The 25,075-nt window shown below is 35.2% G+C and carries 27 protein-coding genes; 23 read left to right on the top strand and 4 right to left on the bottom strand.

Features of this window, described 5'->3' with window-relative positions:
- Window positions 1–68 precede the first annotated feature (68 nt).
- The 15 genes from lpxA to hisIE all read left to right on the top strand — a co-directional run bounded on the left by lpxA (window position 69) and on the right by hisIE (window position 14,575).
- Complete coding sequence (lpxA, locus tag R1X58_RS14165; protein ID WP_240574990.1) at window positions 69–854, top strand: acyl-ACP--UDP-N-acetylglucosamine O-acyltransferase; 786 nt, start codon at window positions 69–71, stop codon at window positions 852–854.
- Window positions 855–888: 34 nt separating this feature from the next.
- Window positions 889–1,458, top strand: coding sequence for an elongation factor P (efp, locus tag R1X58_RS14160; RefSeq protein WP_240574989.1), 570 nt, complete (start codon window positions 889–891; stop codon window positions 1,456–1,458).
- 6 nt (window positions 1,459–1,464) lie between these two features.
- Entirely contained in the window at window positions 1,465–2,403 is a 939-nt protein-coding gene (locus tag R1X58_RS14155; RefSeq protein ID WP_240574988.1) for a UDP-3-O-(3-hydroxymyristoyl)glucosamine N-acyltransferase, read from the top strand.
- A gap of 72 nt (window positions 2,404–2,475) precedes the next feature.
- Window positions 2,476–3,348, top strand: coding sequence for a succinate--CoA ligase subunit alpha (sucD, locus tag R1X58_RS14150; protein WP_240574987.1), 873 nt, complete (start codon window positions 2,476–2,478; stop codon window positions 3,346–3,348).
- Window positions 3,349–3,593: 245 nt separating this feature from the next.
- On the top strand, window positions 3,594–4,340 hold the full coding sequence (gene fabG, locus R1X58_RS14145; RefSeq protein WP_240574986.1) for a 3-oxoacyl-[acyl-carrier-protein] reductase: 747 nt from the start codon (window positions 3,594–3,596) through the stop codon (window positions 4,338–4,340).
- A 52-nt stretch (window positions 4,341–4,392) separates the two neighbouring features.
- Complete coding sequence (locus R1X58_RS14140; RefSeq protein ID WP_240574985.1) at window positions 4,393–6,426, top strand: VWA domain-containing protein; 2,034 nt, start codon at window positions 4,393–4,395, stop codon at window positions 6,424–6,426.
- A gap of 13 nt (window positions 6,427–6,439) precedes the next feature.
- Entirely contained in the window at window positions 6,440–7,255 is an 816-nt protein-coding gene (locus tag R1X58_RS14135; RefSeq protein WP_240574984.1) for a prohibitin family protein, read from the top strand.
- A gap of 331 nt (window positions 7,256–7,586) precedes the next feature.
- Complete coding sequence (hisG, locus tag R1X58_RS14130; protein WP_240574983.1) at window positions 7,587–8,444, top strand: ATP phosphoribosyltransferase; 858 nt, start codon at window positions 7,587–7,589, stop codon at window positions 8,442–8,444.
- Window positions 8,445–8,456: 12 nt separating this feature from the next.
- Window positions 8,457–9,740, top strand: a complete 1,284-nt coding sequence (gene hisD, locus R1X58_RS14125; RefSeq protein ID WP_240574982.1) for a histidinol dehydrogenase — start codon at window positions 8,457–8,459, stop codon at window positions 9,738–9,740.
- Window positions 9,740–10,774 (top strand): histidinol-phosphate transaminase, encoded by a 1,035-nt coding sequence (gene hisC / locus R1X58_RS14120; protein ID WP_240574981.1) that lies wholly within the window; start codon window positions 9,740–9,742, stop codon window positions 10,772–10,774. Before hisD ends, hisC begins: the two co-directional genes overlap by 1 nt.
- The gene (hisB, locus tag R1X58_RS14115) at window positions 10,774–11,910 is read left to right on the top strand and encodes a bifunctional histidinol-phosphatase/imidazoleglycerol-phosphate dehydratase HisB (protein ID WP_240574980.1); all 1,137 of its coding nucleotides are present in this window, start codon (window positions 10,774–10,776) and stop codon (window positions 11,908–11,910) included. Before hisC ends, hisB begins: the two co-directional genes overlap by 1 nt.
- Window positions 11,911–12,492 carry an imidazole glycerol phosphate synthase subunit HisH gene (gene hisH / locus R1X58_RS14110; protein WP_240574979.1) on the top strand — a complete coding sequence of 194 codons (582 nt, stop codon included), beginning with the start codon at window positions 11,911–11,913 and terminating at the stop codon, window positions 12,490–12,492.
- A gap of 1 nt (window position 12,493) precedes the next feature.
- On the top strand, window positions 12,494–13,228 hold the full coding sequence (hisA, locus tag R1X58_RS14105) for a 1-(5-phosphoribosyl)-5-[(5-phosphoribosylamino)methylideneamino]imidazole-4-carboxamide isomerase (RefSeq protein WP_240574978.1): 735 nt from the start codon (window positions 12,494–12,496) through the stop codon (window positions 13,226–13,228).
- A 1-nt stretch (window position 13,229) separates the two neighbouring features.
- Complete coding sequence (gene hisF, locus R1X58_RS14100; RefSeq protein WP_240574977.1) at window positions 13,230–13,985, top strand: imidazole glycerol phosphate synthase subunit HisF; 756 nt, start codon at window positions 13,230–13,232, stop codon at window positions 13,983–13,985.
- A complete protein-coding gene (hisIE, locus tag R1X58_RS14095) occupies window positions 13,982–14,575 on the top strand; it encodes a bifunctional phosphoribosyl-AMP cyclohydrolase/phosphoribosyl-ATP diphosphatase HisIE (RefSeq protein ID WP_240574976.1) in 594 nt (197 codons plus the stop codon). Before hisF ends, hisIE begins: the two co-directional genes overlap by 4 nt.
- Window positions 14,576–14,629: 54 nt before the next feature.
- Here the strand turns inward: hisIE and R1X58_RS14090 are convergent, their stop codons facing one another.
- The gene (locus R1X58_RS14090) at window positions 14,630–15,046 is read right to left on the bottom strand and encodes a hypothetical protein (RefSeq protein WP_240574975.1); all 417 of its coding nucleotides are present in this window, start codon (window positions 15,044–15,046) and stop codon (window positions 14,630–14,632) included.
- Between the two features lie 100 nt (window positions 15,047–15,146).
- Here R1X58_RS14090 and R1X58_RS14085 point away from each other — a divergent pair, with 100 nt between their 5' ends.
- Together R1X58_RS14085 and R1X58_RS14080 are read left to right on the top strand one after the other, a co-directional pair.
- Entirely contained in the window at window positions 15,147–15,923 is a 777-nt protein-coding gene (locus R1X58_RS14085; RefSeq protein ID WP_240574974.1) for a tRNA pseudouridine synthase A, read from the top strand.
- A gap of 46 nt (window positions 15,924–15,969) precedes the next feature.
- Entirely contained in the window at window positions 15,970–16,644 is a 675-nt protein-coding gene (locus R1X58_RS14080) for a DUF2461 domain-containing protein (RefSeq protein WP_240574973.1), read from the top strand.
- On the opposite strand, the gene R1X58_RS14075 is transcribed toward R1X58_RS14080, so the two are convergent.
- Entirely contained in the window at window positions 16,641–17,057 is a 417-nt protein-coding gene (locus R1X58_RS14075; protein ID WP_240574972.1) for a glyoxalase, read from the bottom strand. The two genes, R1X58_RS14080 and R1X58_RS14075, sit on opposite strands and share 4 nt — an antisense overlap.
- Window positions 17,058–17,186: 129 nt before the next feature.
- Here R1X58_RS14075 and R1X58_RS14070 point away from each other — a divergent pair, with 129 nt between their 5' ends.
- From R1X58_RS14070 to leuB, 6 genes are all read left to right on the top strand, one after another.
- The gene (locus R1X58_RS14070; RefSeq protein WP_240574971.1) at window positions 17,187–18,074 is read left to right on the top strand and encodes a DUF72 domain-containing protein; all 888 of its coding nucleotides are present in this window, start codon (window positions 17,187–17,189) and stop codon (window positions 18,072–18,074) included.
- An 18-nt stretch (window positions 18,075–18,092) separates the two neighbouring features.
- On the top strand, window positions 18,093–18,479 hold the full coding sequence (locus R1X58_RS14065; protein ID WP_240574970.1) for an acyl-CoA thioesterase: 387 nt from the start codon (window positions 18,093–18,095) through the stop codon (window positions 18,477–18,479).
- A gap of 236 nt (window positions 18,480–18,715) precedes the next feature.
- Window positions 18,716–20,110 carry a 3-isopropylmalate dehydratase large subunit gene (gene leuC, locus R1X58_RS14060; protein WP_240574969.1) on the top strand — a complete coding sequence of 465 codons (1,395 nt, stop codon included), beginning with the start codon at window positions 18,716–18,718 and terminating at the stop codon, window positions 20,108–20,110.
- A 56-nt stretch (window positions 20,111–20,166) separates the two neighbouring features.
- The gene (gene leuD, locus R1X58_RS14055) at window positions 20,167–20,763 is read left to right on the top strand and encodes a 3-isopropylmalate dehydratase small subunit (RefSeq protein WP_240574968.1); all 597 of its coding nucleotides are present in this window, start codon (window positions 20,167–20,169) and stop codon (window positions 20,761–20,763) included.
- Window positions 20,764–20,766: 3 nt separating this feature from the next.
- Window positions 20,767–22,290 carry an alpha-isopropylmalate synthase regulatory domain-containing protein gene (locus R1X58_RS14050; protein ID WP_240574967.1) on the top strand — a complete coding sequence of 508 codons (1,524 nt, stop codon included), beginning with the start codon at window positions 20,767–20,769 and terminating at the stop codon, window positions 22,288–22,290.
- A 13-nt stretch (window positions 22,291–22,303) separates the two neighbouring features.
- Window positions 22,304–23,362, top strand: coding sequence for a 3-isopropylmalate dehydrogenase (gene leuB, locus R1X58_RS14045; RefSeq protein ID WP_240574966.1), 1,059 nt, complete (start codon window positions 22,304–22,306; stop codon window positions 23,360–23,362).
- Window positions 23,363–23,453: 91 nt separating this feature from the next.
- Here leuB and R1X58_RS14040 read toward each other — a convergent pair whose 3' ends face one another.
- Window positions 23,454–24,740, bottom strand: a complete 1,287-nt coding sequence (locus tag R1X58_RS14040; protein ID WP_240574965.1) for a mechanosensitive ion channel family protein — start codon at window positions 24,738–24,740, stop codon at window positions 23,454–23,456.
- Window positions 24,741–24,742: 2 nt separating this feature from the next.
- Window positions 24,743–25,033 (bottom strand): DUF3817 domain-containing protein, encoded by a 291-nt coding sequence (locus tag R1X58_RS14035; RefSeq protein WP_240574964.1) that lies wholly within the window; start codon window positions 25,031–25,033, stop codon window positions 24,743–24,745.
- Window positions 25,034–25,075: the final 42 nt, after the last annotated feature.

Raw genomic sequence — 25,075 nt, 5'->3', positions numbered from 1 at the left:
ATAAAAGCATCGAAGCAATAAATCTCGATTATTGAGGAAAATAAACTTTTAAAGACAAAACTAAACAAATGAATCAACCTCTTGCATACGTTCATCCAGGAGCTAAAATCGCAAAAAATGTTGTAATCGAGCCGTTTACAACTATCCATAACAATGTAGTTATAGGTGAAGGAACCTGGATAGGAAGTAATGTGACTATTATGGAAGGTGCACGCATCGGAAAAAATTGTAACATCTTTCCTGGTGCGGTTATTTCAGCAGTTCCACAAGATTTAAAATATAACGACGAAGAAACTACTGTAGAAATCGGTGATAACGTAACCATTAGAGAATGTGTTACTATTAACCGTGGAACTACAGATAGAATGAAAACCGTAATCGGGAACAATTGTTTAATCATGGCTTATTGCCATATCGCTCATGATTGTGTTGTAGGAGATAACTGTATATTTTCTAATAACAGTACCTTGGCAGGACATATAACCGTTGGGAATTATGTGGTGTTAGCAGGTATGGCTGCGGTGCATCAATTTGTTTCTATTGGTAATCACGCCTTTGTGACCGGAGGGTCATTAGTACGTAAAGACGTGCCACCGTTTGTTAAAGCAGCAAGAGAGCCGTTATCATATGTTGGGATTAACTCGGTAGGGTTAAGACGTCGTGGTTTTTCAACGGAAAAAATCAGAGAGATACAAGATATTTACAGAATCCTTTATCAAAAGAATTATAACAATACTCAAGCTGCAGAAATTATTGAAGCTGAAATGGAGGCAACACCGGAGCGTGATGAAATCCTTCAGTTTATTAAGGATTCTCAGCGTGGTATTATGAAAGGATACTTTAAATCAAATTAAAAAAAATAAAAATACAATTTTAGATACATAAATTATGGCAGTTACAACGAGCGATATTAGAAACGGATTATGTTTAAGATTCAATAACGATATCTATAAAATTATAGAGTTTTTACACGTAAAGCCAGGAAAAGGACCTGCTTTCGTAAGAACAAAATTAAAAAGTGTAACAACAGGAAAAGTATTAGATAATACCTTTTCAGCAGGACATAAATTAGAAGATGTTCGTGTTGAAACTCACAAATTCCAGTTTTTATACAACGATGGTGAGTATTACCACTTTATGAATACAGAAGATTATTCTCAAATTCAATTATCTGAGGCTGCTTTAGATAACCCAGGTTTAATGAAAGAGGGAGAAGTAGTTACGGTTATGATTAACGCTGAAGATAACATGCCGCTTTCTGTAGAGATGCCTGCAAGTGTTGTTTTAGAAGTTGTTGCAACTGAGCCTGGAGTTAAAGGAAATACTGCAACTAACGCAACAAAGCCTGCTACTGTTGAAACTGGAGCGATTGTAAACGTACCCTTATTCATCAACGAAGGTGATAAAATTAAAGTTGAAACTGAAAAAGGAACTTATAAAGAACGCGTTAAAGAATAATTTCAGTTGAAATTTCCAAAACCACATACTTTAAAACAAATTGCTCAATTAATCGATTGTGAATTTGTTGGGGGTGACGATTTTCCGGTTTTAGGAATGAACGAAATACATGTTGTCGAGCCTGGCGATATTGTATTTGTCGATCATCCAAAATATTACGATAAAGCTTTAAATTCAGCTGCAACTATTGTTTTAATTAACAAAGAAGTTGAATGTCCTGAAGGCAAAGCTTTGTTGGTAAGTGATGACCCTTTTAGAGATTTTAATAAGCTTACCAATCATTTTAAGCCTTTTAAACAGGCTAATGCTCAGGTTTCGGATTCAGCTCAAATAGGAGAGGGAACTGTTATACAACCTAATTGTTTTATTGGGCATAATGTTGTTATTGGTAAAAATTGTGTGATTCATTCTAATGTTAGTATTTATGACGACGCAATTATTGGTGATAACGTAACTATTCATGCTAATACCGTTTTAGGAGCTAATGCCTTTTATTATAAGAAACGTCCAGAAGGTTTCGATCGATTAAAATCTAGTGGGCGTGTGGTTATCAAAGATAATGTTGATATCGGAGCTTCTTGTACAATTGACAGAGGAGTTACAGGAGATACTATTATTGGTGAAGGTTCTAAACTTGATAATCTTATTCAAATAGGTCATGATACCGTAGTTGGTAAAAAATGCTTAATCGCGTCACAGGCTGGTATTGCTGGATGCGTGGTTATTGAAGATGAAGTTACTATTTGGGGACAGGTTGGTTGTGCCAGCGGAATAACTATAGGAACTAAAGCTGTAGTGCACGCTCAAGCCGGTATTAGTAAATCGTTAGCAGGACATACAACCTATTGGGGAACACCTGCTCAGGAAGCCAAAGAACACTTAAAAGGCTTAGCTTTAGTGAAACAAATTCCTAAAATTTTAGAAGAATTAAAATCTAAAAAATAAATTAAAAATGCTGCCCAAAGTATATTCAAAAAAAGTATTTTTGTGCAGCTTTATTCAAAATAATAATAAAAAATGAGTGTTTTAGTAAACAAAGATTCAAAAATAATAGTTCAAGGGTTTACTGGAAGTGAAGGTACTTTCCACGCTAGCCAAATGATTGAATACGGAACAAACGTAGTAGGTGGTGTTACTCCAGGAAAAGGAGGACAAACTCACTTAGATAAACCTGTTTTTAATACAGTTAAAGACGCTGTAGAGCAAGTAGGTGCCGATACTACTATTATTTTTGTACCGCCAGCTTTTGCTGCTGATGCGATTATGGAAGCTGCTGATGCAGGTATTAAAGTAATTATTACAATTACTGAAGGTATTCCTGTTGCAGATATGATTATTGCTTCAGATTACATTAAAGATAAAGACTGTCGTTTAATTGGTCCTAACTGTCCAGGTGTAATTACTCCGGGGGAAGCTAAAGTTGGTATCATGCCAGGATTTGTATTTAAGCAAGGTAAAGTAGGTATTGTTTCTAAATCTGGTACATTAACTTATGAAGCTGCAGACCAAGTTGGAAAACAAGGTTTAGGTATTACTACTGCAATTGGTATTGGTGGAGATCCAATTATTGGAACAACTACTAAAGAAGCTGTTGAGTTATTAATCAACGATCCTGCTACAGAAGCTGTAGTTATGATTGGTGAGATTGGTGGTCAGTTAGAAGCTGATGCTGCACAATGGTACAAAGCTAGCGGAAGTAAAAAACCTATCATCGGTTTCATCGCTGGTGAAACTGCTCCGGCAGGACGTACAATGGGGCACGCAGGTGCAATTGTAGGTGGTAGTGATGATACTGCTCAGGCTAAAAAGAAAATTATGAGAGAATGCGGAATTCACGTGGTGGATTCTCCAGCTGAAATCGGTAAGAAAGTTGCTGAAGTTTTAGGATAATCTCTCTAAACATATCTGAAAAACCTCGCAATAATTTGTGAGGTTTTTTATTTGTTGCAATTTGTATTTGTTATATTTGAAATAAGGAAAAATTTCCAACCATGTACATGACTCTTTTTAATAGAGCTATGTTCAAATAAAATTAAAGTAATCACAATGAAACACCTAACATTTTGATTTAACAATATTAAGCAATGTTAAGTTTGGTGTTGCATGTGACTATTAAAAAACAATAAATATTACACATGAAATTATTAGAAGGTAAAACCGCCATTATCACAGGAGCAAGTAGAGGTATTGGAAGAGGTATTGCACAAGTTTTTGCTGCTCAAGGTGCTAATGTAGCGTTTACATATAGTTCCTCTGTTGAAGCTGCTAACGAGCTTGAAAAAGAATTAATCGCTTTAGGAGTAAAAGCTAAAGGGTATAAAAGTAACGCAGCAAGTTTTGATGAAGCTCAAAAATTAGCTGACGATGTTGTTGCCGAATTTGGTAGTATCGATGTATTAGTAAATAATGCAGGTATCACTAAAGACAACTTATTAATGCGTATCTCTGAAGAAGATTTCGACACCGTTATTGAAGTGAACTTAAAGTCGGTTTTCAACATGACTAAAGCAGTGCAACGCACCATGTTAAAGCAACGTGCAGGTTCTATTATTAACATGAGTTCTGTTGTTGGTGTTAAAGGAAATGCTGGTCAAACAAACTATGCGGCTTCTAAAGCTGGTATTATCGGATTCTCTAAGTCTGTTGCTTTAGAGTTAGGTTCTCGTAACATTCGTAGTAACGTAGTTGCTCCAGGTTTCATTGAAACTGAAATGACAGCTAAATTAGATGAAGAAGTGGTTAAAGGATGGAGAGCTGGTATTCCGTTAAAACGAGGAGGCACTCCTGAAGATGTTGCTAACGTATGTGTATTCTTAGCAAGTGATATGAGTGCATACGTAACAGGGCAAACATTAAACGTTGACGGTGGAATGTTAACCTAATTTTCAATTTCTGCGAAAGCGGAAATCTCACTTTTAAACTTTATGTAAATTAATGAGTTCTGAAACTCTGGTATACATCATAATTTCTGGAATAACTGCTTTATTAATAGCGGGATTTCAGTATTATAAAAACAAAAAAGGCATGTCTAAATTAAGCATGCTTTTTTTGTTTCTGCGTTTTATCACAATTTTCTCAGTTATTTTATTGTTAATCAACCCTAAATTTGAGCAAGTTGTTTTATCTGTAGAAAAGCCAAATTTGGTCTTAGCCGTAGATAATTCATCTTCAATAAAGTATTTAGGTCATGACACAGAAGCCAACACATTATTAAATCAATTAAGGACTAATAAGGAATTACAGGATAAATTCAATTTAAGTATTTATACTTTTGGAAATACTTTAAAACCTTTTGATTCGCTTTCCTTTACAGAACAAGAGACAAATGTCAATCAGGCGTTTTCTCAATTAACGCAAATATACAAGCAAAGTACATCGCCTACAGTGCTTATAACCGATGGTAATCAAACCTACGGTAATAATTATGAGTTTGCTTATCTCGATTATAAACAACCTGTATATCCTGTTATTTTAGGTGATACAATTAGTTATGTTGATTTGAAAATTCAGCAGCTTAACGTTAATAAATACGCATATTTAAAAAATAAATTTCCTGTTGAAACCATTTTAGTTTACAACGGAATAGGTTCAGTAAAATCCCAATTTACAGTAACAATAGGGAATTCTATAATTTATTCTGAAGCTGTAAATTTCTCAAAGGAAAACAATTCAAAAATCATCAATTTTACTCTACCTGCAAATCAGGTGGGTGTGCAGGTGTACAAAGCGACACTGTCGCCTTTAAATTCAGAAAAAAACACCCTAAATAACTCTAAAAATTTTGCAGTAGAAGTTATTGATCAAAAAACAAAAGTGGCTATTGTTAGCGATATTATTCATCCGGATTTAGGTGCTTTAAAAAAGAGTATTGAAAGTAACGAACAACGTTCTGTTAGCTTTTTTAATTCAAAGTCAATATTAAATCAAATAAATGATTTTCAATTAATTGTATTGTATCAGCCAAATGATAAGTTTAAAGCATTGTTTGAGCAATTAGACAATGAAAACAAAAACAGATTTATTATCGTAGGGCCAAAAACAGACATTGAATTCTTAAATAATATCAATAAAAGTTATGAGTTCGAAATTACCTATAACACAGAAAATTATCAGGCAGCTTTAGAGAAAAATTACACGCCATTTTTTGTTGATGATATCGATTTTGAATCCTTCCCTCCATTACATTCATATTACAGTTCGTTGATTGCCTTGGTGCCTTTTGAAACGATTCTGCATAAAACGCTAAACGGAATAGATGTTGGAGAGCCTTTACTTGGAACTTTTGAAACTCAAGGTAGAAGGGAAGCGTTGTTGTTAGGTGAAAACATCTGGCAATGGCGATCGCAAAGTTATGTGGAAACCAAATCGTTTCACGGATTTGATAATTTCTTCAATAAATTAATTCAGTATTTAGCTTCAAATAAATTAAAAAGCAGACTGAATGTCGATTATCAATCGTTTTACAATGGCTCCGGAAACGTTATTGTAACAGCGCAATATTTTGACAAGAACTATATTTTTAATGAACGGGAAACTCTTAATATTACCGTAGCAGATAAAATATCGAAAGAATCTAAAACATTTCCACTCATTCTAAAAAATAATAATTACGAGGTAGATTTAAGTAGTTTATCACCTTCGGAGTATGATTTTAAGGTTCATGCTGAAGAAGCTAATATTTCAAAAACCGGTAGTTTTACTATTCTTGAATATAATGTAGAGCAACAATTCTTAAATGCTAATGTAACAAAGCTTGAACAACTGGCGTCTAATAGTTCAGGAAAGGCATATTTTATTGATAATACAGATGCTTTAATTGATGATTTGCTTAATGACAATCGTTTTAGCACAATTCAGAAAAGCCATAAAAATAGCTTACCTTTAATAGATTGGAAATATTTGCTGGCCATAATCGCTCTGAGCCTAAGTCTAGAGTGGTTTTTAAGAAAATATAACGGATTAATTTAAACTAAATATATAGATGGAAAAATTACCAAAAATTGCATTTCCTGTAATTATTGTTGCAGTAGTTTTAATTGTTTTATTGTCAAAATCAGCTGTGACTATTGGTTCTGGTGAAGCAGGTGTTTTGTACAGAACCTTTGGAGGTGGTGTTGTAACCGATGAGCCACCGTTAAGTGAAGGATTTCATATTGTGGCACCTTGGAATAAAGTGTTTGTTTATGAAGTGCGTCAGCAGGAGAAATTAGAAAAAATGAATGTATTATCCTCAAACGGATTAGATATTAAACTGGAAGCTTCGGTTTGGTTTCAGCCTAAATACGATCAGTTAGGAAAACTCCATCAGGAGAAAAGTGAGCAGTATATCGATCGCGTGCTGCTTCCGGCAATTCGTTCTGCGGCACGTAGTGTAGTTGGCCGTTATACCCCTGAGCAATTATATTCTAGTAAGCGTGATGCCATTCAGCAGGAAATCTTTGAAGAAACTCAAAAAATTGTTGAGGATCAATACATTCAGTTAAATGAAGTGTTGGTGAGAGATGTGACTTTACCGCCTACTATTAAAGATGCTATTGAGCGCAAACTGAAACAAGAACAGGAGTCATTAGAGTATGAGTTTAGATTAGTGACTGCTCAAAAAGAAGCTGAAAAAGTGATTATTGAAGCGCAAGGTAAAGCTGATGCTAATAAAATTCTAAGCGCTTCGTTAACCGATAAAATCCTTCTGGATAAAGGTATTGAGGCGACGGTTAAATTATCAGAATCACCAAATAGCAAAGTGATTGTTATTGGTTCGGGAGATAGTGGTATGCCTATTATTTTAGGAAACCAATAAACAGTCGATTAATAGATTATTTAGCTTTGTATTTAAATATTGAATTTTAGTTAACAGAATTGAGTTAAAACTTTTAAATGTTAAATACTTTAAAAAAATAACAGCATTATTTGGAATTAAACGTTTTTATTTTAAATATTTGTGAAACAGAAATAGAACAAATGACATTTATTCAAGCACATCATCATCATTTTCAAATTTGCCCTCAAGCGAAGTGAAAATGTATTGAATAAATTCAACATATTTTAAAACCCGTTTGAGACAATCAAGCGGGTTTTTTTATTTCTAAACCAACTAATTGTTTCAAACTCATATAAACCGAAATGAACTAATGAGTAAATTACGAATTGCAGTACAAAAAGCTGGTCGTTTACACGACGAATCCATGGAATTGTTAAAAAATATCGGTATATCTATCGATAACGGAAAAGATCAATTAAAGGCTTCTGCCAGAAACTTCCCTGTCGAAGTGTTTTATTTAAGAAATGGCGATATCCCTCAATATCTTAAAGATGGTGTTGTTGATGCCGCGATTATTGGAGAAAATGTTCTAATTGAAAAGGGTGAAGATATTGGCATTGCCGAAAAATTAGGGTTTTCATCTTGTCGTGTTTGTATTGCTGTGCCAAAATCTATGAAATATAACGGGCTTACGGATTTAGAAGGTAAGCGCATTGCGACATCCTACCCGAATACAGTACAAAAATATCTTGATACTAAAGGGGTTTCTGCAAACATTCACATTATTAACGGGTCGGTTGAAATTGCACCAAACATAGGGCTCTCTGAAGCTATTTGTGATATTGTTTCTAGTGGAAGCACCTTGTTTAAGAACAACTTAAAGGAAGTTGAAACGCTGTTAAGGTCGGAAGCTGTTTTAGCGGTTTCGCCTGTTTTAAATAAGGAAAAACAAGCTATTTTAGATAAAATCCAGTTTAGAATCCAATCGGTTTTAAAAGGAAGAGAATCTAAATATGTATTATTGAATGCACCTAACGATAAAATTCAGGATATCATTAATGTCTTACCAGGAATGAAGAGTCCAACGGTTTTGCCTTTGGCTCAGGAAGGCTGGAGTTCGGTCCACTCAGTAATCAGTAAAAACGAATTCTGGGATGTTATTGATGAATTGAAAGACAAGGGCGCCCAAGGTATTTTAGTATGTCCTATTGAAAAAATGGTTCTTTAATTTTTTGATGATATGCAGATAATTAATAATCCTAAACAATCGGAATGGGCAGAAGTCTTGAAGCGACCTACGCAAACTGTCGACGACATTGAAGCTACCGTCAATAAAATATTCAATGAAGTTAAAAAGGAAGGTGATAAAGCTATTAAAAATTACACGCTTCAGTTTGATCAAGTTGATTTAGAAATGAATATCGTGTCTGCTGAAGAAATTCAATTGGCTGTCGATAGAGTTTCAGAAGATTTAAAAAAAGCCATAACTCAGGCAAAACAGAATATAGAGACTTTTCACAGCGCTCAAAAAACTTCAAGAGTTAAAGTTGAAACCACTAACGGAGTCGTTTGCTGGCAGGAAAAACGTCCCATTGACAAAGTGGGATTATACATTCCAGGAGGAACGGCACCTTTATTTTCAACGGTTTTAATGTTGGCTGTGCCTGCGCAAATCGCTGGATGCAAGGAAATTGTTTTATGTTCTCCTCCAAACAAAGAAGGGCAATTGGCAAACGAAATTCTATTTGCAGCACAGCTTTGTGGGGTCACTAAAATTATAAAAGTTGGAGGTATTCAAGCAATTGCTGGATTAACTTTCGGTACAGAAATTATCCCTAAGGTTTATAAAATTTTCGGACCAGGGAATCAGTTTGTAACTGTAGCTAAGCAATTGGCGACAAAATTTGGCGTGGCTATCGATATGCCTGCAGGACCAAGTGAATTATTGGTGGTGGCCGATGACACCGGGAATCCAGCCTATATTGCTTCAGATCTCCTTAGTCAGGCAGAGCACGGCGCCGATAGCCAGGTGATTTTAGTGTCAACTTCTAAAAATGTGGTTCAAAAAGTATCTGAGGAAGTTGAAAAACAATTAGAGGTTCTTCCGCGTAAAGCGATTGCTGAAAAAGCTATAGCGAATTCTAAACTAATTTATGTTGAAACTGACGAATTGGCTTTAGAATTAATCAATGAATACGGCCCGGAACACTTTATTATCTGTGCTAAAAATGAAGATTTTTATGTAAATGGTATTGTCAATGCAGGCTCTATTTTTATTGGTGATTATACCCCTGAAAGCGCCGGTGATTATGCTTCTGGAACGAATCATACTTTGCCGACAAATGGGTTTTCAAAAGCGTATTCTGGTGTGAATTTAGATAGTTTTCAAAAAAGTATGTCTTTTCAAAAGATTTCTAAGGAAGGCTTGTTGAATATAGGTAACACTATTGAACAAATGGCGGAAGCTGAAGGATTGCAAGCCCATAAAAATGCAGTGTCAATTCGATTAAAGGATATTGAATAATGGATATAAAAGATTTATTAAGGCCCACCATTAAGGCATTAAAGCCGTATTCTTCTGCGCGTGATGAGTTTCAGGGTGCTACCGATAATATGGTGTTTTTAGATGCTAATGAAAATCCGTTCGAGAACGGGGTTAACCGGTATCCAGATCCGTTACAACGCACTTTAAAATCACTTTGGTCAGATATTAAAGGTGTGCCAACGCAAAATATCATGTTTGGAAATGGTAGTGATGAAGTTTTAGATTTAATCTACCGTGCGTTTTGTGAGCCCAACCAGGATAATGTTATCACCTTACCGCCAACATACGGGATGTATGAGGTATTGGCCAATTTAAATGCGATTAGCATTAAGAAGGTTAACTTAGATGAAAATTTTCAACCTAAAGTCGATGAGATTTTAAGTGTTGTTGATGATAATAGTAAACTGTTATTTATTTGTTCTCCAAACAATCCATCAGGAAACAGTTTTAATGCCAAAGCTATTGAAAGATTGGTTTCAGAATTTAAAGGTATTGTGGTAATTGACGAAGCTTATATCGACTTTTCAAAAGAAGAAAGCTGGGTCTCTAAACTAGAATACTTTCCTAATTTAATTGTGACTCAAACTGTCTCTAAAGCCTACGCTATGGCTGGTATTCGTTTGGGAATTTGTTATGCGTCAACTGAAATTATTTCGGTATTAAACGCCATAAAACCACCATATAACATCAATGAACTCACGCAAAAGAAAGCCATTGAATTATTAGGTGTTAAAGATTTAGCACAAAATCAAATTCAGGATATTCTTTCAGAACGAGAGAAGTTAGTCGAAGCTTTAACATTGGTGAATTACATTTCTAAAATTTACCCAACTGATGCCAATTTTGTATTGGTAAAAGTTGATGATGCCAATAAACGTTATAATCAGCTCATTGAAAAAGGCATCGTTATTAGAAACCGAACCACGCAACCGGGTTGCGAAAACACCTTACGACTTACCGTAGGCACTTCAACAGAAAACAAAATATTAATAGATACCTTAAAATCTATATAATGAAAAAAGTATTATTTATAGACCGCGATGGTACATTAGTGTTAGAACCACCCGTAGATTATCAGTTAGATAGTTTAGAGAAATTGGAGTTCTATCCCAAAGTATTTCAATATATGGCTAAAATTGCCAGCGAATTAGATTACGAACTGGTTATGGTAACCAATCAGGATGGTTTAGGAACCGATTCGTTTCCTGAAAACACTTTTTGGCCGGCTCAAAACAAAATTATTAGTGCCTTTGAAAAGGAAGGTGTGAAGTTTGCAGGGATTCACATCGATAAAACCTTTCCGCATGAAAATGCACCAACACGTAAACCTAGAACAGGTTTATTAACCAAATATTTTTCTGAAGATTACGATTTAGAAAATTCTTTTGTATTAGGTGATCGTATTACCGATATGGAATTGGCAAAGAATCTTGGAGCAAAAGGGATTTACTTATCTGAAGATCCAAATTTGGGTGCTGATGAAATTGAAACTTCTAAGCAGGAAATCTACGACGCTATTGCATTAACATCGACTGACTGGAAAGAAATCTACGAGTTTTTAAAACTGAAAGACCGCGTTTCTGAAATCACCAGAAATACAAACGAAACCAAAATTTATATCAAGCTGAATTTAGACGGTTCTGGCAAAAATGATATCAATACAGGGTTATCTTTCTTCGATCATATGTTAGATCAGATTGGTCGTCACGGCGCTATGGACTTAACCATTAAAGTTGATGGTGATTTAGAGGTTGATGAACACCATACTATCGAAGACACTATGATTGCTTTAGGGGAAGTGTTTAGTAAAGCTCTTGGTAATAAATTAGGTATTGAACGTTACGGGTTTTGTTTGCCAATGGACGATTGTTTAGCTCAGGTAGCTGTAGATTTTGGCGGTCGTAACTGGTTAGAATGGGATGCCGAATTTAAACGTGAAAAAATCGGCGATCTGCCAACCGAAATGTTCTTTCACTTGTTTAAATCGTTTACCGATGGTGCTAAATGTAATTTAAATGTAAAAGCCGAAGGTGTAAACGAACATCACAAAATCGAAGGTATTTTTAAAGCCTTTGCTAAAGCGATGAAAATGGCGGTAAAACGAGATTCTAATAAAATGTTTTTACCATCAACAAAAGGAATGTTATAAATGAAACTAGTTATTATAAATTACGGAGCAGGAAATATTAAAAGTATTCAGTTTGCTTTTAAGCGTCTGGGTGTTGATGCTGTGCTATCAAACGACCCAGAAGAAATTCTTGCTGCCGATAAAATCATATTTCCTGGTGTAGGTGAGGCCAGTAGTGCTATGGCAATGCTGGAAGAATCCGGATTAGATAAACTTATTCCGAAATTAAAACAACCGGTTTTAGGGATTTGCTTAGGGATGCAACTACTTTGTGAATTCACCGAAGAAGGAAATACCAAGGGGCTTGGTGTATTTAAAACGGTAGTAAAACGTTTTGATAACTCCGTTAAAGTGCCTCAAATGGGCTGGAATGTCATTAAAGAGCTGAAATCAAATCTATTTAAAGATGTTAAAGAAAAGGAATACATGTATCTCGTACATAGTTATTATGCTGAGCATTGCCCTGAAACCATCGCAACCACAGATTACGGATTAAACTATGCTTCGGCTTTGCAACATAAAAACTTTTACGGCGTGCAGTTTCACCCGGAAAAGAGTAGCTTAGCGGGAGAACAAATTTTAAAAAACTTTTTAGAGCTATAACATGAGAATTATACCAGCCATAGATATTATAGATGGGAAATGTGTCCGTCTAACCAAAGGCGATTACGACACAAAAAAAGTATACAACGAGAGTCCGTTAGAAGTTGCTAAAATGTTTGAAGATGCAGGTATTCAGTATTTGCATTTGGTCGATTTAGATGGCGCAAAAGCCCAACACATCGTTAATTACAAGGTTTTAGAGCAAATTGCATCAAAAACCAAGTTAAAGGTAGATTTTGGCGGCGGATTAAAAACCAATGAAGATTTACACATTGCCTTTAATTCAGGAGCTCGACAAATTACAGGAGGCAGCATTGCAGTAAAGGACGCTAAGACTTTTGAAGGTTGGATTTCAAAATACGGATCTGAAAAAATTATTCTGGGTGCCGACAGTAATGCGGGAAAAATAGCGATTAGCGGATGGCAGGAAGATAGTCAGGAAGAGTTAATTCCGTTTATAAAAGGTTATCAGAAAAAGGGCATTCAATATGTGATTTGTACAGATATTTCCAAAGACGGCATGCTGCAGGGCCCTTCAGTAGATTTATATAAAGAAATTATTACTGAGTGTTCAAGCGCGAGTAACGGTCAATCAGTTAAATTAATTGCTTCAGGAGGTATTTCAATTATTGATGAATTGCCGGTTTTAAAAGAATTGGGTTGCGAAGGTGTTATTATTGGTAAGGCGATTTACGAAAACAGAATCACCTTAAAACAACTCGAAAAATTTATATAGTATGCTAACAAAACGAATAGTTCCTTGTTTGGACATTAAAAACGGACGTACCGTAAAAGGCGTGAATTTTGTTGATTTACGTGATGCTGGTGATCCAGTGGAATTAGCGAAACAATATGCCGAAGTTGGCGCTGATGAATTGGTGTTTTTAGATATTGCAGCGACGTTAGAAGGTCGTGCTACAACCTTAGACATGGTGTTGCGTGTTGCCGAACAAGTAAATATTCCATTTACCGTTGGCGGCGGAATTTCTTCGGTAGAACACGTAGATGCTTTGCTTCAGTGTGGCGCTGATAAGGTGTCTATTAACTCTTCAGCAGTTAAACGCCCGGAACTGGTTAATGAATTAGCCGATAAATTTGGGAGTCAGTGTGTGGTAGTGGCTATTGATGCTAAACAGATTGATGGGAATTGGAAAGTACATTTGGCTGGCGGGAGTATTCCAACAGATATCGATTTATTTGAATGGGCTAAGGAAGTTGAAGATCGCGGTGCTGGTGAAATTTTATTTACATCTATGGATCACGACGGTACCAAAAACGGATTTGCAAATGAAGCTTTAGCTCGACTTTCTGAGGAATTAAACATCCCGATTATTGCTTCTGGAGGCGCTGGAAATGTACAGCATTTTGTAGATACGTTTACCGAAGGGAAAGCCGATGCCGCTTTGGCTGCCAGTGTGTTTCACTTTGGAGAAATCCCAATCCCGGAATTAAAAAAAGAATTGAAAAAGCATAATATAGAAGTGCGATTATGACTATAAAATATGATGATAACGGACTAGTTCCAGCTATTATTCAAGATGCTACAACAAAAACGGTGTTGATGTTGGGGTATATGAATGAAGCGGCTTATCAAAAGACTTTAGAAACTCAAAAGGTTACGTTTTTTAGTAGAAGTAAGCAACGCCTTTGGACGAAAGGAGAAGAAAGCGGTAATTTTTTAAACCTTGTTTCTATTAAGAACGACTGTGATAATGATACCTTGTTGGTTCAAGTGAATCCTGATGGACCAACTTGCCACAAAGGAACAGATAACTGTTGGGGAGAAGAAAATCAGTCTTCTTACGGATTTTTTTCAACTCTGGAAGATGTGATTAAAGAGCGCGTTGAAAACAAAGACACCAGCAAATCGTATGTAGCAAGCTTATTTGCCAAAGGCATCAATAAAGTAGCTCAAAAAGTAGGAGAGGAGGCTGTAGAAACGGTAATTGAAGCTATGGATAATAATGATGAATTATTCTTATATGAATCAGCAGATTTATTATTTCATTACCTTATGTTGCTACAGGCTAAAGGTTTCACTTTAAAAGATATTGAAGCGGAATTAAAAGGCAGACATAAATAAAATAAAAAAGGCATTAGAATTTCTAATGCCTTTTTTATTTATTGAGATTCTTGATTAAACAATCCAATGTTTTGAAATGGATTTTTTAGCAAACCAAACCAAAAATACGGCAAAAGCAATAATACTAATCGTCATGCCTATGTGGTCTGTGTAGCCGTTGATTAGAAAATACCCCATTTGAATAACTACTGCAATTAAAGAAATTACAAGTAACGAATAAGAAGCTTTTTTTCTTAATAGTAAACCCATACTGCCAATTGCTGCTGTGAATACGGCGATTGCAAATGCAGCTGTTAACCATGAAGGTAGTGTGGATGCTAATTCTATTTGTTCTGAAGTCATTGATGCTTTCCAGCGGTCTGTTTTGTAAGCCTGACCAATATATTGATCAACACCCATTAGATTCCATAAAAGGGCAATAACACTCACCACCCAAAACCAGAAAGGAGGCTTTTGTTTTAAATTTGTCATAATAATCGGTTTGTTAGTTAGTATTTACACTATACAATTTAGAAAAATTTTGCCATAACTAATAAAATAAGTTTACTTTGCTTGCGGATTAAATACAATAATGAAAAAGCATTTTTACGTTATCACCATTCAATATTTGGGTTATAGATTTCACGGCTGGCAAAAACAACCAGATGTAAAAACCCTGCATTTAATGGTTGATCGCACTTTGAATTTTATTTTAGAAGGTAAAACCTTTAAAAGTTTAAGCTCAGGTAGAACCGATGCCATGGTGTCTGCGGAATGTGCCAAATTCGAATTATTTTTAGCTGAACCTTTGGAAGACATGCAAGTGTTCTTAAATTTGTTTAATTATAATTTACCACAAGATATTCGTGCTTTAGATATTACGGAAGTTGATGCTAAATTTAATATCATCAATCATTCAAAAACAAAGGAATACCTATATCTGTTTACGTTTGGAGAAAAATGTCATCCGTTTTGCGCGCCAATCATGACAACTATTCTTGATGATTTAGATATTGAATTAATGAAGGAAGGTGCAAAACTGTTTCAAGGGGAACATTACTTTAAATCGTATTGCTTTAAACCAACTGATAACGGAATTTATAATCGTGAAATCATCACCTGTGAAATTGTAGAAAACAATATTTATACCGCCAATTATTTCCCAAAGCAATCGTATGTATTACGAGTAAAAGGAAAAGGATTTATGCGTAATCAAATCCGACTCATGATGGGAACTTTAATCGATTTAGGAAAAGGTAAATTAACCCTGGAAGATATAAAATACAGTTTACAACAAGATGTTTTTGTGAAAATGGAATATATCGCTCCAGCATCAGGGCTGATTCTAAATAATATAGAATTTGAATAACGAAACTCCTTTTGTAATTTAGACTTCTAATTAAAAACCAATCTATATGAAAACCGTATCTGCAAACGTATTTAAGTTTTTTAAACAGTTAGAGCAAAACAATAACAGAGATTGGTTTAATGAACACAAAAAGGAATTTAAAGCGGTCGAGAAAGATATTAAGGGGTTTTACAATAGCGTTTTAGAAAAGTTAAAAACATACGACGAGGTTGATAAACTAAAAATCTTCCGTATCTATCGCGATGTGCGTTTTTCTAAAAACAAATTGCCATATAAAACACATTTTGGAGGTACATTTCATAGAGTGAAACCACAGTTGAGAGGTGGGTATTATATTCATATTCAGCCTAACAACGAAAGTTTTATAGCTACAGGATTTTGGGAGCCAAACCCAGCAGATTTACTGCGTATTCGCAAGGAGTTTGAAATGGATGCCAGTGAGATGAGAGCTATTTTAAAAGACGAAAATTTTAAAAATATTTGGGGAGCGCTTGTTGGAGATGAAGTCAAAACTGCACCTAAAGGTTTCAGCAAAGATCATGAAAACATCGATTTAATAAAGAAAAAACAATATATATTTATTAGAAAATATGCTGACGCACAAGTTTTAGACGAAGGTTTTATAGATGATATTGGCTTGGCATTTAAAGCTATTCGCCCATATTTTAATTATATGAGCGATGTGCTTACTACTAATTTAAACGGGGAAAGTTTGCTTTAAATAGCTTTTAGAATTTCTGGTTTTTCAAAAAGTTGAACATTGTCAATTAGGCGTTGTCTTACCAAATTCATCATGCGTTTATTTAATGCAGACGAATTTTGAATATAGATTACATATTCTTCAACCGTAAACAAACCAATAATCATTCCTTTTAAGGAGTTCCTAAATTTCATATCCTTAATAATGGCATTTTCAATGTAATCAATACGCTTTTCAATCGACAAGCTGTAAAACACATTTTTATGTTTGCCAACATAATTCAGGAAAACTTCGTTTAGTAAATTGTTCTGAAATTTCACAATAGGGCGCAATACTAAATTCTGAAAACGTTCGTCACTACTCATATTGTCGTTAATTGTAGTGGTTTTAAATTCAGGACGAATTTTTGTCAAGTTAATCTGTCTAGTATCCATAATTATAAGAGTTTTACTAAAACTATAAAATTAAAAAGCTTGATTTTGTATAGTAAATTATAATTGTTAACGACTTTATTAACAAATGATCTTTTTATCTTTATTCTAAAATTGATTTAAGAAGAAAAAATGAAGTTTGGAAGTGTTGAAAATCCACAGGATATTGACTTTACTTTACCTCCGGACCATCCGGAAACTAAGAAAACTTTAGAGAAATTTAAAGACAATAATATTCCTGAAATTTATGTAGGCTGTGCCAAATGGAATAGAGCCGATTTGAAAGGCTTTTATCCGCGGGGCACCAAGGATGAATTAGCATATTATTCGTCTCAGTTTAATTCAATTGAGCTAAACGCTACGTTTTACAGAATATTTCCAGCGGAACAATTTGAAACCTGGTATAATAAAACACCGGATAATTTTAAGTTCTTCCCAAAGCTAAATCAAGAGATTAGCCATTGGAAACGTTTGCAGGAAACCACAGATGTGGTTAATCATTATCTAATTAATGCGGCGAATCTGAAAGAAAAATTAGGAACCATATTTTTACAAATGCATAATAATTTTGCGCCTAAAGATTTTGATAGGGTTGTGAAATTTGCTGAAACCTGGCCTAGGGAAATACCATTAGCAATGGAGTTCAGACATACAGATTGGTATAACGATAATGGAGTTGCTGATGAATTATACCAATTGCTTGAAGCAAATAATATTTCAAATGTCATTGTCGATACTGCGGGAAGACGCGATTTAATACATATGCGTTTAACCAATGCCACAGCTTTTGTGCGTTATGTTGGAGCAAATCATCCAAGTGATTACGCACGTTTAGATGACTGGATAGAACGTTTGAAACTTTGGACAGAGCAAGGAATAAAAGAAATAGATTTTTTTATTCATCAGAACATCGAAAAAGAATCCCCTTTGTTATCGGCTTATTTTATTAAAAAGCTGAATTCAGAATTGGGATACAATTTGAAAATTCCTAATGACAATGACCAGCAGTCGTTATTCTAACTTTAAAAATATATAATTATGAAATTTCACACTAGAAAATGGGTTAAACCCGAAGACTTAAATGCAAATGGCACCTTGTTTGGAGGGCGTCTTTTAGAATGGATAGACGAAGAAGCTGCTTTATATACTATCATTCAGTTGGAAAACCAAAAAGTGGTTACTAAATACATGAGTGAAATCGACTTTAAAGCTTCGGCAAAGCAAGGTGATATTGTTGAAATAGGTATGGAAGTCGTGAAATTCGGTAAAGCCTCCTTAGTCTTATGTTGTGAGGTTCGTAATAAAATGACCCATGAAACCATAATTACTATTTCCAGTATAGTCATGGTAAATTTAGGGCCAGACGGCAAGGCAAAACCACATGGAAAGACCGAAGTAGAATATGTAGCTGACAGGTTGAAGTAGATTACGGATTGTGGCGCTTTAAAATTTTAAAGCAATTTTACGATTCTGTTAGAAAATTATCGATTTTTTTCAGCTTCGCTAATAATCCTATAAAAATATCACAACGAAGCGCCATATGTATTGGTAAATGCTGAAAAAATTAGAGTATTTATTAACTTTGTCTGCCTTGGTTATTTGAACTACATTAACCAATATCATTCACTAAGATTTAAAACTAAAATTAGAGATATATTATTATGAGCAAGACATTGTTTGACAAAGTATGGGATTCACATGTGGTTAGGAAAATTGAAGGTGGTCCGGATGTGTTTTTTATAGACCGTCATTTTATTCATGAAGTTACAAGTCCTGTGGCATTTCTTGGGTTAAAAAATAGAGGATTAAAAGTATTATACCCAGAGCGTACGTTTGCTACAGCAGACCATAACACGCCAACAATTAATCAGCATTTACCGGTAGAAGATCCGTTATCTGCAAATCAGTTAAAAGCCTTAGAAGAAAACTCTAACGAATATGGTATTAGTCACTGGGGATTAGGACACAAAAAGAACGGTATTGTTCACGTTGTAGGTCCTGAAAACGGAATTACATTCCCAGGAGCGACGATTGTTTGTGGAGATTCACACACCTCTACGCACGGTGCGTTTGGCGCTATTGCCTTTGGTATTGGTACATCAGAAGTAGAAATGGTATTATCTACACAATGTATCATGCAGCCTAAGCCTAAAAAAATGCGTATTAACGTAAATGGCGAATTAAGTAAAGGAGTGACACCAAAAGATGTTGCTTTATACATTATTTCTCAATTAACTACATCTGGGGCAACAGGTTACTTTGTTGAATATGCAGGTGATGTTTTTGAAAACATGACCATGGAAGGCCGTATGACGGTGTGTAACTTATCTATCGAGATGGGTGCTCGTGGCGGTATGATCGCTCCAGACGAAACAACGTTCAATTATTTAAAAGATAAACCATTATCACCAAAAGGTGAAGATTGGGATAAAGCAGTTGCTTATTGGAAAACTTTAAAAACGGACGAAGGGTCTACTTTTGATAAGGAAATCAATATCGAAGCAAAAGATATCGAACCAATGATTACCTACGGAACCAATCCAGGTATGGGTATCGGTATTTCTAAACACATTCCAACAGCAGAATCTGTAGAAGGTGGTGTAGCTACATTTAAAAAATCTTTAGATTACATGGGGTACCATGAAGATGAGGCTATGGTTGGTAAGAAAATCGATTACGTTTTCTTAGGAAGTTGTACAAACGGTCGTATTGAAGATTTCCGCGCCTTTGCTTCTATTGTAAAAGGACGTAAAAAAGCCGACCACGTAACGGCTTGGTTAGTTCCAGGATCGCACGAAGTTGAAGATAAAATTAAAGAAGAAGGTATTTTAGATATCATTATTGAGGCTGGATTTACGTTAAGACAACCAGGATGTTCTGCATGTTTAGCGATGAACGATGATAAGATTCCTGCTGGGAAATATGCGGTAAGTACATCGAACAGAAACTTTGAAGGACGTCAAGGACCTGGGTCAAGAACTTTATTAGCTAGTCCGTTGGTAGCTGCTGCAGCTGCTGTAACCGGAGTAGTAACCGATCCAAGAGAATTATTATAATCATTGAATTAAAAATCAATTAAATCAACGATTAAACACAAAAATTAAAAATTAAAATGGCTTACGATAAATTTAATATACTAACAAGCACTGCGGTACCATTACCGTTAGAAAATGTAGATACAGATCAAATCATCCCGGCACGTTTCTTAAAAGCAACAAAGCGTGAAGGATTTGGTGATAACTTATTCCGCGACTGGCGATACAATGGAGATAATACTCCAAAAGAAGATTTCGTTTTAAACAACCCTATTTACACTGGTAAAATATTAGTAGGAGGAAAGAACTTTGGTTCCGGATCTTCAAGAGAGCACGCTGCATGGGCGGTTTACGATTACGGATTCCGTTGTGTGGTATCAAGTTTCTTTGCTGATATCTTTAAAAATAACTGTTTAAACATTGGGGTTTTACCTGTGCAGGTATCTCCGGAATTTTTAGAGCAAATCTTTACAGCAGTTTACGACGACCCTAAAACGGAAATCGAGATTAATCTTCCAGAACAGACCATAACCATTCTTTCTACTGGCGCTCAGGAATCTTTTGATATCAATAGCTACAAAAAAGGGAATATGGAAAATGGCTTTGATGATATCGATTATTTACAAAGCATGAAAGGTGAAATAGAAGCATTTGCTGAAACTTTACCACTATAGTACATGGCGTCTAAAAGAATTGAAATAATGGATACGACACTCCGCGATGGTGAACAAACCTCGGGAGTGTCGTTTTCTGCTTCAGAAAAACTCACCATCGCTAAACTTCTTTTAGAAGAATTAAAAGTAGACCGTATTGAAATAGCATCGGCTCGCGTGTCTGAAGGCGAATTTCAGGCGGTTAAAAACGTGACTAAATGGGCAAAAGACAACAACTATTTAAATCAAGTTGAAGTCTTAACCTTTGTCGATAAAGGTGTTTCTATCGATTGGATGATTGAAGCGGGAGCAGTGGTTCAAAACCTATTAACTAAAGGTTCATTGAATCATTTAACTTATCAGCTTAAAAAAACTGCAGATCAGCATTTTAAAGAAATTTCTGAAACCATTTCACTGGCCATTTCTAAAGGTATTAAAACAAATGTTTATTTGGAGGATTGGAGTAATGGTATGCGTAATTCCAAGGATTATGTTTTTGAATTTTTAGAATTTTTAAGCACACAGAATGTAGATCGTATTATGCTTCCTGATACCTTAGGTATTTTAACACCTCCTGAATCGTATGAGTTCGTTAAAGAAATCAAGGAGAAGTATCCGGATTTGCATTTCGATTTTCACGCGCACAACGATTACGATTTAAGTGTTGCTAATGTGATGTCTGCTTTAAATGCTGGTGCCGATGGTTTACATCTTACAGTAAATGGTATGGGTGAGCGTGCAGGTAACGCACCAATGGCGAGCACCATTGCTATGATTAATGATTTTATGCCAAATATTGAAATTGGTGTAAACGAGAAGGTATTGTTTACGGTAAGCAAATTGGTCGAAAACTTTTCTGGTATTATGATTCCTGCCAATAAACCGGTAATTGGAGCAAATGTATTTACACAAACGGCTGGTATTCATGCTGATGGTGACAATAAAAAGAACCTGTATTTCAGCGATTTAATGCCGGAACGTTTTGGGAGAACACGTAAATATGCGCTTGGAAAAGCCTCGGGGAAAGCTAATATTCAGAAGAATTTACAGGAATTAGGCTTGTCTCTTAATGACGAGGATTTAAAGAAAGTTACTCAGCGTATTATTGAGTTGGGTGATAAAAAAGAAGTGGTTACCAAGGAAGACCTTCCCTATATCATATCGGACGTTTTAGATAGCTATTCATACGAAGAACACACTAAGGTTAATTCGTATGTTTTAACGCATGCTAAGGGCTTAAAACCATCAACAACAGTGTCTCTTACTATTGATGGAGAAACTTATGAGGAAAACGCTTCTGGTGACGGACAATTTGATGCGTTTATGAAAGCATTGCATAAAATCTATAAACAACGTGATAAACAACTACCTGATTTAATTGATTATGCGGTAAGAATTCCGCCGGGAAGTCATTCGGATGCGTTGTGTGAAACCATTATTACCTGGAAAAACGGTAAAAATGAATTTAAAACCCGTGGTTTAGATTCCGATCAAACGGTATCTGCAATTAAAGCCACAGAAAAAATGTTGAATATAATTACTAACTAAGAATACAAAATAAATGAAATTTAATATAGCACTTTTAGCAGGTGACGGAATAGGACCTGAGGTGATTGAACAAGCAGTAAAAGTAAGTGATGCTGTAGCTAAAAAATTTGGACACGAAATAACCTGGAGACCGGCTTTAACTGGAGCTGCAGCTATTGATGCTGTAGGAGAACCTTATCCAGACGAAACTCATGAAGTTTGTGCAACTTCAGATGCAGTTTTATTCGGTGCTATCGGGCATCCAAAATTTGATAACGATCCATCGGCTCCTGTACGTCCTGAGCAAGGATTGTTAAAGATGCGTAAAAAATTAGGCTTATTCGCTAACGTACGTCCAACCTTTACATTTCCATCGTTATTAGATAAATCGCCTTTAAAACAAGAACGTATTGAAGGTACAGATTTAGTGTTTTTACGCGAATTAACGGGAGGTATTTACTTTGGTGAAAAAGGAAGAAGAGACGAAGGTGAAACAGCTTTCGATAACTGTGTATACACGCGTGAAGAAGTGCAGCGTTTAGCTAAAAAAGGTTTCGAATTAGCTATGACACGTTCTAAAAAATTGTGTTGTGTAGATAAAGCTAACGTTTTAGAAACATCACGTTTATGGAGAGAAACGGTTCAGGCAATGGAAAAGGATTATCCAGAGGTTGAAGTAAGCTACGAGTTTGTTGATGCTGTTGCGATGCGTTTAGTACAGTGGCCAAACAGTTACGATGTGCTAATTACAGAAAATCTTTTTGGTGATATCTTAACCGATGAAGCTTCTGTAATTTCAGGATCTATGGGATTAATGCCTTCGGCGTCTATGGGTGCTGATATCGCGCTATTTGAGCCTATTCACGGGTCATACCCACAAGCTACAGGCTTAAATATTGCTAATCCAATGGCAACGGTATTGTCTGCAGCCATGATGTTCGAAACGGCGTTTAATTTACCTGAAGAGGGACAAGCGATTAGAGATGCTGTTAATAAAGCTTTAGCTGAAGGTATTGTAACTGAAGATTTAGCTAACGGAGGAAAAGCTTACGGAACTAAAGAAGTAGGAGACTGGTTAGCAGCAAATATTTAAGCTATCAATTCTATATAAAAACAGAAAGGTGAATTCTTATGAACTCACCTTTTTTTTATGTGGTTACTGAAATAAATTCAGCATAACAATTTTAGTTTCCTTTAAAACTTGAATCACTTGGCAATTCGAAAATTTTTAAATCGAAATAAGGAAGTGCCGCTATCAGGTGATCGAAAATATCAGACATAATATACTCGTAGTTTTCCCAGCGTTTATCACTACTAAACGCATAAATTTCTAAAGGAATACCTTGTGTTGTTGGTGCTAATTGGCGTGCCATAATCATCATATCTTTATTGATGGCAGAATGTTGCTTAAGATATGAATCTATATACTTTCTGAACACCCCTAAATTTGTCAGGTTTCTTCCGTTTAGTAAAATGGACTTGTCAATATTGTGAGAAGCATTAAACGACTTAATGTCTTCTTGTCTGCTTTCTAAATAACTAGTGATTAAATGAATGCCTTTTAATTTTTCAACCGCTGTGTCATCTAAATATTTCACTCCGCTTTGCTTGATGTAAAGGGCACGTTTAATACGACGACCATCAGAACTTGTCATGCCTCGCCAGTTCTTAAAAGAATCGGAGATTAAAGCGTAGGTTGGAATGGTTGTAATAGTTTTATCGAAATTCTGAACTTTAACCGTTGCCAGACTTATTTCAATAACGTCTCCATCGGCACCGTATTTTTCAAATGTAATCCAGTCGCCAATACGAACCATATCGTTTATAGACACCTGAATACTGGCCACGAATCCTAAAATAGTATCTCTAAATACTAAAATAACGACAGCCGATCCAGCTCCTAAAGCAGTTATGAATTTATAAAATGGAATGCCTGTAACAATTGCAAAAGATGAAAATATACCAATAACCCAGGCAAAAATCATAAACACCTGAATATAACTCGCAATAGGTTTGTCTTTAAAATTAGGCAGCGTTTTTAGATAGTCTTTAATAGTATTTAAAAAGCTTCGAACTACCCATAAGGTTAAAACAATTGCAAAAACCTGTAATGTTTTTTCTGCGAAATTTTCAAAATCAGGAAAATCGGTAAACACTAAAGGAACAAACTCTAAAGTGATAAGTAGCGGAATGATGTGGGCAATATTCCTTGGAACTTTATTGGTGATTAAAAGATCATCGAAATTTGTTTTCGATCTGGTCGCGAATTGCGTAAACAACCCTCTTAAAAACTTTCTTATAATAAAGTCTATAATAAAAACCAGTACCACTAAAGCTAAGAGCAACGCAAACATGTTTAAATATTTAGCATTGGTTTCGCTTAGACCTAATGATACAAAATGATCGTAGAGCCAGTGTTTAAGATCTAACCCTGTGGTTTCCATAATATTTTCAGTTTCTTTTTGAAACATTATTAAAGAGCAGGTTTTAAATATTTTTTATCGACATAAAATGTTCCGAAAGGTAAAATAGCAGCAAATAGAATAAATGAAAATTGCTTACCATTCCAGCTAAAATCAGGTTTAATTAAAAAAGCTAAAACAATATACCCTATAAATAGTAAACCGTGAGGCATACCCAGTAATTTAACATACTGAGGCTCATTTAGCATGTATTTTACAGGTGTCGCAATAAAAAGTAATAGAATGTATGACAGACCTTCTAAAAAGGCAACGATTCTAAAAATGTTAAGCAATGAAAACATAGTGTAAATTTTTGCCTGTAAAAATAATGCACAATGATGACA

This window comes from Aestuariibaculum lutulentum, assembly GCF_032926325.1.
GTDB lineage: Bacteria > Bacteroidota > Bacteroidia > Flavobacteriales > Flavobacteriaceae > Aestuariibaculum > Aestuariibaculum lutulentum.
This window is presented reverse-complemented; position numbering and strand designations above follow the sequence as displayed.